The organism is Mesorhizobium sp. (genome assembly GCF_004962925.1).
Lineage (GTDB): Bacteria > Pseudomonadota > Alphaproteobacteria > Rhizobiales > Rhizobiaceae > Mesorhizobium.
The window spans coordinates 1-1,434 of the sequence record NZ_SUEO01000250.1 but is presented as its reverse complement, the minus strand read 5'-3'; the positions used below and the strand labels follow the sequence as shown (position 1 = coordinate 1,434).

The window sequence follows — 1,434 nt, the reverse complement described above, 5'->3', positions numbered from 1 at the left end:
CCACTTTCGTGGGGTGAGGATCCCAGAGCTCAAATGAAACCGCGACCCAACACTGAAGACAGGCAATTTTGTTCTTGCTTTGTGCCGGCAGTTATGCTAGTGATTTCGGGACGATACTGATTTGCGCCAGTGACCCGCCTCAGGCGGGTTTTTCGTTTCAGTCCAACCCTGACATCAAACAATCCCGCCGCTGCCACCCGCAACCGCCGGCCGTTCCGCCGCGACCTTGGCTCGATAGCCGGCCGCCCGGTAGGCAGCGACCGGATCGATGGCGCCGCCTGTGTTCAGCCGCGCCATGGCGAGGATCGGCTCGACATCGGTGCGGTACGCGGCTTTCAGCGTCTGCGTCGCCATCAGCGCGTCATTGGCATCCTGACAGCCTTCCAGCGCCTTGCGGTCGACCAGCAGCGCCTGCGCGTAGGCGCGCTGCACCTCGACCGCCGACAGCATCAGGCTTTCGATCGGATCGGTGACGTTGTGGCTCTGATCGAGCATGTGAGCCGGATCAAAACCTTCGGCGCCGGAAAGCTCGGCATCGACCAGCTCGTTGAAGACGAGGAACAGCCGGTAGGGATCGATGGAGCCGGCGTCGAGGTCGTCGTCGCCATATTTCGAATCGTTGAAATGGAAGCCGCCGAGTTTCTTGAACTGAATCAGCCGCGACACGATCATCTCGATGTTGACGTTGGGCGCATGATGGCCGAGGTCGACCAGGCAGAACGCCTTGTCGCCGAGCTCTTTGGCGATGATGTAGTTGGTGCCCCAATCCTGCACGACCGTCGAATAGAAAGCCGGCTCGTACATCTTGTGCTCGGTGAACAGCTTCCAGTCGTCGGGCAGTCCGGCATAGATCTCCTTCATCGCGTCGAGATAGCGCTCGAACGCCTTGGCGAAGTTGACCTGGCCGGGAAAGTTCGAGCCGTCGCCGATCCACACCGTCAGCGCCTTGGAGCCCAATGTCTTGCCGATCTCGATGCATTCGAGATTGTGCTCGACGGCCTGCCGGCGCGTTGCGGCATCGGCATGCGACAGCGAGCCGAATTTGTAGGAAAGCTCCTGGTCCGTGGCGTCGGAGAATGTGTTGGAGTTCATGGCGTCGAAGCCGAGGCCGAAGCGGGATGCCGCCTGCTTCAGCCGGTTCGGGTCGGCCTTGTCCCAGGGGATGTGCAGCGAGACGGTCGGCGTCGCCTGCGTCAACTGCCGGATGACGGCGCAATCCTCGATCTTGTCGAAAATGTCGCGCGGCTCACCGGCGCCGGGAAAGCGGGCAAAGCGGGTGCCGCCGGTGCCGACGCCCCAGGACGGGATCGCCACGGCGAATTTTTCGACCTTGCCGCGGATGGCGTCGATGGCGATGCCGCGGCGGTCGAGGCGTTCGCCGAGCGAGTCGTAGTCGCGCTTGAGGTCGGCCTTGCGCGCGGCATTGTTCTTGTC

Annotated in this window: 1 protein-coding gene; it reads right to left on the bottom strand. The window is 62.3% G+C overall.

All coding sequences use genetic code 11. The features are described from left to right. Positions 1-174: 174 nt before the first annotated feature. Positions 175-1,434 (bottom strand): L-rhamnose catabolism isomerase (gene rhaI, locus E5W87_RS31105; protein WP_292406464.1); only part of this gene is annotated, 1,260 nt, incomplete at its 5' end.